This is a genomic window from Paenibacillus wuxiensis (assembly GCF_040195695.1).
In the GTDB taxonomy this organism is placed as follows: Bacteria; Bacillota; Bacilli; order Paenibacillales; family Paenibacillaceae; genus Paenibacillus_B; species Paenibacillus_B suaedae.
This window is the reverse complement of sequence record NZ_JBEFZI010000009.1, coordinates 363,398-373,007: the sequence shown is the minus strand read 5'-3', so window position 1 is coordinate 373,007 and position 9,610 is coordinate 363,398. Positions and strand designations below refer to the sequence as shown.

The 9,610-nt window shown below is 53.0% G+C and carries 4 protein-coding genes; all 4 read right to left on the bottom strand.

Annotated elements, in window-relative coordinates:
- The coding region (locus ABN764_RS22250) for a DUF6531 domain-containing protein (RefSeq protein WP_446673153.1) at positions 1-7,175 on the bottom strand (7,175 nt) is incomplete at its 3' end.
- A 24-nt stretch (positions 7,176-7,199) separates the two neighbouring features.
- A complete protein-coding gene (locus ABN764_RS22245) occupies positions 7,200-7,760 on the bottom strand; it encodes a DUF4280 domain-containing protein (protein ID WP_021254188.1) in 561 nt (186 codons plus the stop codon).
- A gap of 96 nt (positions 7,761-7,856) precedes the next feature.
- Positions 7,857-8,411: a hypothetical protein gene (locus ABN764_RS22240; protein WP_446673152.1), complete on the bottom strand. Its 555-nt coding sequence runs from the start codon at positions 8,409-8,411 to the stop codon at positions 7,857-7,859.
- A 47-nt stretch (positions 8,412-8,458) separates the two neighbouring features.
- Positions 8,459-9,604 carry a pentapeptide repeat-containing protein gene (locus ABN764_RS22235; protein ID WP_446673151.1) on the bottom strand — a complete coding sequence of 382 codons (1,146 nt, stop codon included), beginning with the start codon at positions 9,602-9,604 and terminating at the stop codon, positions 8,459-8,461.
- Positions 9,605-9,610: the final 6 nt, after the last annotated feature.

Sequence of the window (9,610 nt, the reverse complement as noted above, 5' to 3'; positions counted from 1 at the left end):
ACTTGGTGCTCTCCGTCCAGCTCGCTGATCAGGTTCCATCCATCGTACACGAATCGGCTTGCGAGGCCATTTTCATTGGCCCAGCTTCGAAGTCCTTCCGGGTCGTACCCATGCTCCATGTAAGATCCGTCTGGCATCTGTACCTTAGCGGTTCGGTTGAACGCATCATACGCATAGATCGTCGCACCTCGTTCAGATTGTTCCAGCAAAAGGTTGCCTTGGCGGTCGTAACTGAACTCCGTCTTCTGTTCCGTATCCTCTTGCAAAATGGAAAGCAATCGGTTCCGGCTATCATATGAATAGCTTGTCGCCTTCCCGTCCAGAATGCGGCGAATGCGGTTGCCTGCTCGGTCATACCTGAACTGTTCCTGTGCGCCGCTGCCGTAATCCGCTATCTTCAGCCGATTCAAGCTGTCGTAGTTGTACAGCGTCATCTGCTGCGGCTCCATCTTCACCGTCTGGTTGCCGTTGCCATCATAACTGTATTCATAATTCAGCAGTTGGTCGCCGTCCGGACTCGTCGCGCGCAAGCTCTTCACTTGACCATCCCGGTCATAGTCATACTCGACGCCGACACCGCTGCCATACAGGATCGAGGCGATGCGATTGCCTTCTCCGTATCGATATTGCGCAAGGCGTTCCTCGCCTTGTACCACTTCTTGGATACGTCCTATTTTATCATAGCGATATTCAATATGTCTGCCTGCCGCATCGGTCAGCCCGATCATATTGCCGCTCACGTCATAGCGATACTCCAGCAATTTGCGAGCGCCACTCGACTCTAGTTCGCACAAATGCTGTTGGAGGTCGCTTAATTGTTTCGGAAACTTCTCTACTTGTTGATGGTTATCGCCTAGATTTACATCATGCTGCCCATGCTGTAATCTCTGCGATGCATCTCCTACAGAATTCGCCCCATCGAGTCCCGCACTCTGGCCTGCATGCTGCCCGGATTGCCCACTGATTCGTTCTATGCCGCCATGATGTTGATTGCCTGTCCCATCCGCCTGTATGCTGTGCAAACCATTCGAACCGTTTGGAACATTGAAGCCAGGCAAACCACCTAAGCCATTTGAGCTGTTCGCCCCATTGGAGCCATTCGAGCTGTTCGAACCGTTCAATCCTTTTGTGCCGCCCTCTTCCTCTGCAGAGTGGGTTCCCATGAACCATTTCCGTCTGACCCGCTCCTGCCTGTGAACCGGCTTGTTCATAAGGTCGTTAGTCGGATTGCCCTTCGACCCCATAACCGAATCCGTTAGCGAGGTGCGCTGTTTCGATTCGATTACGGACTGGCGCAGCTTCTCAGCATCTGACAGACCAACTGCAATCTCCGCAGGCTCGCTCCAGTACTTCGCTGACAGCCTTCCGTCCGCCGTATACGCGTAGTCGTAGCGCATATGCTCATTCTGTGCAGCTCGCAGCGTGCCATCGCCATTGTAAACGAACATCTCTTCCTTACCGGAGGAAACTTCTCTACGCTTCACCAGTTGATCGTTGAAGTCATACTCGTATTCAATCACTTTCTCATTGCGATCAATCTGGCGGGCGAGACGACCTTGCCGATCGTACTGGTACACCATCCTCTGCTCCGAAGGATCAATTACGGCTGCCAGCTTGCCCATGCTGTTGTACTGGTACTGCGTTGTATTCCCGTTGCCATCTGTAGAGCTGGTAATATTCCCGGCATAATCATAGCCGTACCGCTCTTCGCTTCCGTCTGCACGAGTCACGGTCCGAACATTGCCCCAAGCATCTACCTTATAATTCGTAGCATTGCCTTCCCCATCTACAATGCCGGTAATATGACCGAGTGCGTCGTACGTATACTGCTGGCTCACCTTGCCGCGAGCGATCGCTTCCGCTGTCCGAATCTGCTTCACCCGTCCGCCAATCGTGTACGTATATTCTGCTTCAACGCCGTCAATGAGCTTACGCATCAGTTCGCCAGCTGCATTGTAACGATTCCGCTCTACAATGTGTCCGTAGGCATCTCGCACCTCGGTCAAGCGCTGCATCGCGTCATACTGATAGTTCGTGCCTTCGCCGTCATCGGTCAGCTTATTATATTGATTCGGTGCGACATGCTTCACAACTTGCCCGTTCTTATCATAGAACAGCCTTGTCGTATCTCCCTGCTTGCCTACGATACGAATCCGCCGGTTCATTACATCATAGCCGTATAGAACGCGATTGCCGTTCGTATCCGTTTCTTCCAGCACATTACCTGCGTGGTCATATTTGAAATACACACTGCTAGCCTTGGCAGTCCTGCTTGGCCTGCGGCTAATCTGCACGATACGATCGGCCCGGTCATAGCTTACTTCCGTCTCATAGCCTTCCGGCGTAACGAGCTTAAGCAAATTGCCGTTGCGATCATACCGATACGAAGTAACAGCCGCAACCTTCTCGCCTTCACTTCCTGCCCGCTCTTCTGCGAGGTCTTCCGCGTCAATCCGTTCAATCTTCCGCTCCAGCCAGCCGACCGCATTATACTCATAGGAGGTAATTTGCTCTTTCCAATCGCTTATCTTGCGCCGCTCGGACGTCTTCTGATTGAGGCAATCATACGTATAATGAACCTCGGCTCCAGTATCGTCACGAATCATCATGACCCGGCCCAACTTGTCGTAACGGTAGCGGATACTGTAATAGAGACCCGGATATCCTGCTTCGCTCACATACTCAGCCGTCCGTTTCTCCTCCAGCAGATTGCCTGCAAGATCATATCGATACTGCGTCAGCTTGTACCGAATCGTTCCGTCTGCTTCCTCCACTGGTTCTCGCTTCTCAGAGAGCCAACCTGCGCAATTATAAGCATAAAGTGTGCCAAAGCGCTCTTCATCCGTCGTGCCGCTCAGCCAACCATGAGCATCAATTGACTTGATCACTCTTCCAGCGGCGTCGTATACAAAATGGCGGCTCACATGCCCTTCCGGATCTGTAATCTGGATCAGGCGATTCATCGCATCATAGGCATACTCCATCCCCGGCCCGTCATCCGTCACTGGATCGTAATGCTCTGGATCAATCGTCTTGATCACATTGCCTGCGGCATCGTATTTCGTACGACCAATCCCGCCGTCCGGGTACAAGGTCTTCACCCGGCGATTTCGGTGGTCATACACATATTCGATGCCCGCCCCGTCATCGTCCTTGCGAGTATAGTGATTCGGGTTCACTTCCTTGATCACATTATCATGAATGTCATACATGACCCGATATTCATTGCCCATCGGATCCGTCGTCCGAATGAGCCGATCCATGAAGTCATACCGATATTCCGTCCCTATCCCGTTGCCCCGCTGCTCCACGTATTCGTTCGGCAGCACCTTCTTTACCAGATTTCCCATCGGGTCATAGAACAGAATGGTTGTATTGCCGGCCGCATCCGTAATGCGCGTTCGCTGATTGATTGCATTGTAGGCAAACTCTACCGTTCCATACGCGGTTCCGATGCTCGTCAAGCGCGCAGCATCGTCATAGCCGTACCGGAATTGCTGCCCCTCCGCATCCTCGACGAGGGTTGGCGCGTCTGCATGCTGCACCTCATAGCGGTAAGAAGTTGCATATCCGAGCGGGTCGATCCGGCGAAGCAATCTGCCGCGCTCATCGTATCGATAGGAAGTAACGGCATATGCCGAAGCCACCGCATTAACAACCCGATCCTCGTCATCAACCCGAACGCGCTCCTCCAGCAGATTGCCGCAAGCGTCATAGGTATAATGCGTCTCGCTGCCATATGATGTTCGAGTGCAGATCTGGTTCTGCTCCTCGTCGTACTGGTGGCAAATCTGCGATCCGTCAGGAAGCGTCTCCTTCAGCAAATTGCCGTACGGGTCATATTCCCACTGCGTTATGGCGCCGTTCGCCGCGGTATGGCTGTTCTTATTGTGGAAAACATCGTAGGTGTATGCTTCTTGTGTTCCGTCTCCGTACTCAATTGCGGTAACGAAATAATCGCGGTTGTAACGGAAAGTCTCCGTTACTCCGGTAGCATGGAACGTAAAGGTCGTCTGTCTGCCGCGTTCGTCATACGTAATATCGGTTCGGTTATCCTCATAATCATACTGGGTTACAATCCGATCCTGACGATCATAGACGTTGCGGACGTACGTGCGGCCATTCTGATCCGTTATGGTCAGCAGCCGCCCTTCCGTATCATACAGATAGGCTACCTTGCCTCCGTTCGGGTAGGTAACCCCGATTAGCAAATCGCCGTCATAGCAGTACGCAACCTTGCGACCGATATTATCCTCAACCGCCAGCAGCTTCCCATATTCGCACGTCATCGTCAGCAGCTTCCCACCCGGTGTCGTTACCGTGCTTAATCCGTGCTTATTATACGTGAGGAGCGTTTCGTTGCCATTGCGATCACAGAACGATTGCAGCCGTCCTGTAGCCCCGTCATACACATAAGTCATATACTGGTGCTTGACGAGATAACGTTCCTTGTCAGGCTCATCAATTAGGCGGTAATCGAGCGCACCTGCCCGTTCATTTCTCCATTCACCGTCTTGCTGAACGAAGCTCTCATAATGCCCGTCCATGCAGATCAGGAATGCCCGATCTTCAATTCGGGTAAGCGAGCTTTCCAGCGCGCTGATCCACCCTTTGCCGAGCAGCCCGACGAACGGATTGTGCGAATTGAAGCTACGCGTCAGTTCCAGCACATCTCCAATATCGTGCACAACCAGATCGGTCGCCTGTACATAGAATCTTCCTTTGGCGACATCAATCGGATCTCCCTTCGTCACCAGGTTGCCGACATTACTGACCAACGATATTTTCAACTGATTGAGCAGCGTCTCTTTATCGATCTGGCCGTTCTTCCAGAGCTGGAGAGCCGATTCTCCCGTCATATCACCCGCAACTCCAGCACCGTATTTTCCAAATGGATTCTTGCCGCCCATAAAAGAAAATGCCGCTCCAAAGACGCTTGTCACCGCGTTTCCAGCCAGATCCGAATTGCCGGAATTGCTAATTTGCAGCACGTTCGCGGACACGTAGCTTGCCGCATATCTTTGGCCGAACTGGGTCAACCAGCCGGCCCCGCACCCGCCCTTTAATATACCTGCGGAAATGGTCCCCGCAAGGGCGCCGTTATAAAAGCTCTTCAAGTAATGCCCGGTAAGCGCTCCCCATGAGAAGCTGCCGTCAAGCGGAGCATACGGATCGAATATCGCGGTGACGCCCGTGCTAATGGCACCGCCGCTTAATCCCCCTGCCAGCAAGGTAGTGCCGCCGAGCATGAAGCCTCCCCCAAGCACGGAAATGGTAACGGAGCCGTATTTGACGATATTGTATAATTCCTCGTTCCCCCCGAGAACCGTATCCCGCATGAAATTGTAGGATTGGGACAAATCACCCACCTGGGCCTTGGCGAAATCCTCTCTGCCCTCCGCGATCTCGCTCGCTCCTACGACCGCGGACACGGCGCCTGCCGCACCAATGATAAGCGGCAAGGCTGCGCCTCCCGTCACTACCGTTGCAGCAGCCACGGCCACGACGCCTACGACGAGCGCAATAACCCCGAATCCGATCTTGCTCTTCGCTTCCTCCGCCTTGGCAATGCACGCTTCCCGATAGGCGAGCGCCTGATCGTTAACCTCCTTCATCTGATTCGCGTCTTCTTCCAACAGAGCGCTGTCATCGAAGGTCACAGCTGGCGGCTTCCCCGGCTCGCCCAAATAAATGATTTTGGCTGCCATCACATAAGTCGCATCCTGAACAGCAATCGCATGCTCAAGAGTAACGAATTCCCCCGGACTGCGACTAAGAAGCACATCCTCCCCGGCGGATACGCTGATCCGCTTAGGCACGACCGGGACTGCTTCCGCCGCGCCACTCCCGCTCTCTCCAATCGACACGTTATCCGAAGACCGCACATACATATCGGTATTGGCTGCGATTTCGACCGTCCCGTCGCCTGCCAGCCGCATCTTGATGCTGCCCGCATCATCAGCGATGAATAGGACATCGTGCGGAGTGAGCCGCATTTCCTTGCCCGTATCGTTGGTCAGCGACCGGTTCTGCGGATCAGCGAGCTTATGCCCATACTTGCTCTGCTCCGTTCTTTGTCTGACCGATCCGATCGCAATGGCCTCTCCCTCGTTCACGGTTGGCAGGTGCAGCTTCACCTGTGAGCCCGGCTTCGGCATCAGGTACGAAATCTGATTATCGATGCCAGTTGAATACGGGAACCAGCACGTATTCCCTATAGTCGGTGCGGGATCAATGCCGAGATGGATCCGGATCTGATTGCGCGACACTTCCGTTATCGTTCCTTCCAATGACACACCTTGAAGCCGAGTATTAAAGATCCGGCCCTGCCTTACGCCATCAACGCTGCAGAACGAATAGGTGCAGCGAAGGAGGCCGTCTTGGATGGCAAGCTTCGCCTGATGGACGACGAACACCCCTCGGTCGAAGTTCACTGGCATCCCGAGTCGCAGCAAACGGCGTATATCTGCCTCGAAGCTGATAAAATCCGTATCCTGCAGCCTGGAATCCTCATTCGTCTGGGCGAGGAGATAGCGGCGCAGATCTTTGCGAATCACATAATGCTCATTGGCAACAGCGACGGGCTGCTGGTTCAAGGAGACGCCAACTGAGAACCGAACCGCCCCGGAAGTCGCATCCGGCAGGACGACAGCGCCAACATGCGATGCCAAGCGCTTTACAAATTGCCAGTCCGTCTCGTCATACTGCACAATTAGTTGTCCTATTTTGGCACCGTTCATGGCATAATCCAAGTAATCTGCCTTCGGATAACTGCTCAGCACCTGTTCGATCACTTCACTATAGGTCATGTCTACTTGCTGAAAAGAGCGTCTCTTGCGCTCAATATCCATCATATAGGTGGAGGACACTGCCTCCACCTGCAGCATATATACCTGTCGGACGCAGCTTATTTCCATATTCCGAATGATGCCCTGGAACAGCACGTCTCCATGCCAGCTTCGCCCGTCTTCCTCGTTCTCTCCCAACTCGCGCCGAACAATAACCCGATCACCGAATTTCAGATCATGAAGGAGTCCATCCTTCTTCTGCTCCGGTATGATGGCGCTGAGTCGAAGCTCAATATGTTCATTGACACTCATATGCAAGGAGAGTTCGGTAATGCGCTGCAGCTCCGCATCCATCTCCACACTCAATTCGCCAAATGACAGTTTCATTCTTGCCCCTCCTCCCGCCAGCTTTTACTCCCTTTGACCGTTATGAACAATCTTGATGGTTTCACCGTATACGCATTTATTCCAACACGTATCGAGCAGTGCGGGCGCCTCCTCGATCAACACATCCTCTTTCCCGGATTGCCACGGAAACGTAATATTCGGCACGCACATCGCCACACATTCGGGCTCCGGCACTTTTTCGGGCGGTGGTGCCTCTTTCTTAATAAAAAGACTGGCGAACCAGCCAGCCTCCTCCTGCTTCGGCATCGGGGGAAGCGCATTGATGACGGCCTGCACCGCAGGGTTCCTCGTACTCTTGCACAAGCCGAACGGCCTGATATTGACCATTGGCACGCAATCGTTCACGTTCAGCTGCGGCTGATCATGAATGTAATCCCCATGGCTTGCTGGAACGACGATCCGTGCTGGACGTGACCCTTGGGGACAAAAGCAATATGCACCGTGCACGACGTATTTCGGCTCCTTCTGTCCGCCTCCGTCATCCATCATTAATTCCATTTCCATCTCCTCCTGACCGTTATCTGCCGCAACGTTTGCGAACAGAATGATGCAAGTTTCGAACATAACGAGAGCACATCCTATGCGAGGGTATAAAATATGCAAGAGCACAAACAGTGTGGAGTACAAACCGACAAGGGTACCAACTATGCAGGATCCAAACTATGCAGAATCAAACGATGTAGGATCCGGCTCGCAGCAGCTTTCCACCTTCTCCAGCTTGATGCCCAGCAGTTCCTTACGCAGCAAGCTCTCGGCGACATCGAGATTGATGAAGACGTGCTTCTCCAGCAATCCCTGTACGCGAAATACCGCATGGCCGTCCGCCTTCGCTCGATCAATGACGATGCGCTTCACTGCCCCCGTCTTGTCGAAGACAGTACGATCCGATAAACAATCCACCCTCGGCAATAGAAGCAGCCAATATATCTTTTGCATGCTGTTCTTCGGATCTGACAACACGGCGCATTTGTATGCCAATTCCGAAGTATGCCGCTCCAGTACCTTTTTCAGCTCATCCGCTACGAGAACGATCGGCTTGCCGATATAATCGGGGTATACACTGTCTGCATGGCCTTCGACGAATACAGCCGTAATGTCATTGATTTCATCCGCCCGATCCGGCGTAAGCTCAATCGTTTTATTGGTGGATTTCAAGCCAGCGAATTGAAATTTATTTTCCACGCACTCATCCTGCGAAATGATAAAGTAGTCCACCTTTGCTCATCCCCTTCAACCCAGCCTAACCATCCAACCTTCGCTGATCATGCCTTATCGCTTCCATCGATGATGATGTGCTCCAACTGCTCAGCAGTTAAATCAAGCCGCTTCACATCTGACGCCCGGAACATCGCCCCGGCCAAGTCTGCATCCGCGAAGCTCGTACCCTTCAACACTGCCCCTCGGAAATCGGCACCTCTAAGCTCGGCTCCCCGAAAGCTCGCCTGCTCTAAATTCGCCCCCGCAAAGCTTGTCTCCATGAAGGGTGGGATATGGAGCTGATCCTGCGACGGAAAACTCATTCCCGCCTTGATATGCTCCAACTTGGCAGATTGCAAATTCGCCTCACGGAAGCTCGCACCATGTAAGATGTTATTGCTCAAGTCAGCTCCTTGCAGATTCGCTCCGCGAAAATCGGCTCCGATTAGCCCACAGCCCAAGCACAAACTGCCAACCAATGCACTTTCGGAAAAGTCGGCAAAACTAAGATTCAGCAGTTGAAAGTACATGCCGCTCAAATTCGCGCCACGAAAAACTTCATACACATATTCCGATCTGCCGCTGTCAGAGAACATCTCCTTCAGCGTCTCGACATCCTTGGTTCTTGCCTCGTATCTGTGCACCAGCTCTCCGCGATCTCGGTGCTCGCCCACATAGATGAACAGTTCATCTTCCTTATCAATTGCTGCGAATTCGTCTGTTCGCACGGCCTCTCTCAGCGCATATCTGGCAAGCTTGATCAAATAGGCCATATACCAGACGATATCTCCCTGCACTACAACTGCCACATCAGCCGGCAGCAGCTTGCCGACATACTTCTTACTGGTCTCGGACAGATGCCGCTTGAATTCGTCCAGCTTAGCGAAAGCCCAGCCTACTTCATACTCAGCCGTGCATCCCGAATCATCCCCATGCCACTGTGCATCATACGCAGCTATGCGACAGCGATGATCCCCGTTCAAAATCTGGCTCCGCAGGATCGAATAATGAATATACTTGATCTTGCCTTTCCGCTTCTCATCCTGCATGCGGCGTATGTCCGCGCATAGCTGCTTGAACGACTCGATCCATTCGCCGGTTAGCCTGTCCCGATGCGCCAGCACCTCCCGATGGAGTGCCAGCATCAGCTCCATGCGCTTGTCGGCCACAGCCGTATCCAGCCAATGGCGCAGCGCTTCGTCTCTTGTCACTTCGAT

Excerpts from the sequence above, each read along its gene's own strand:
- ABN764_RS22245 (WP_021254188.1), bottom strand. The coding sequence starts at position 7,760 with ATGTTCGAAACTTGCATCATTCTGTTCGCAAACGTTGCGGCAGATAAC.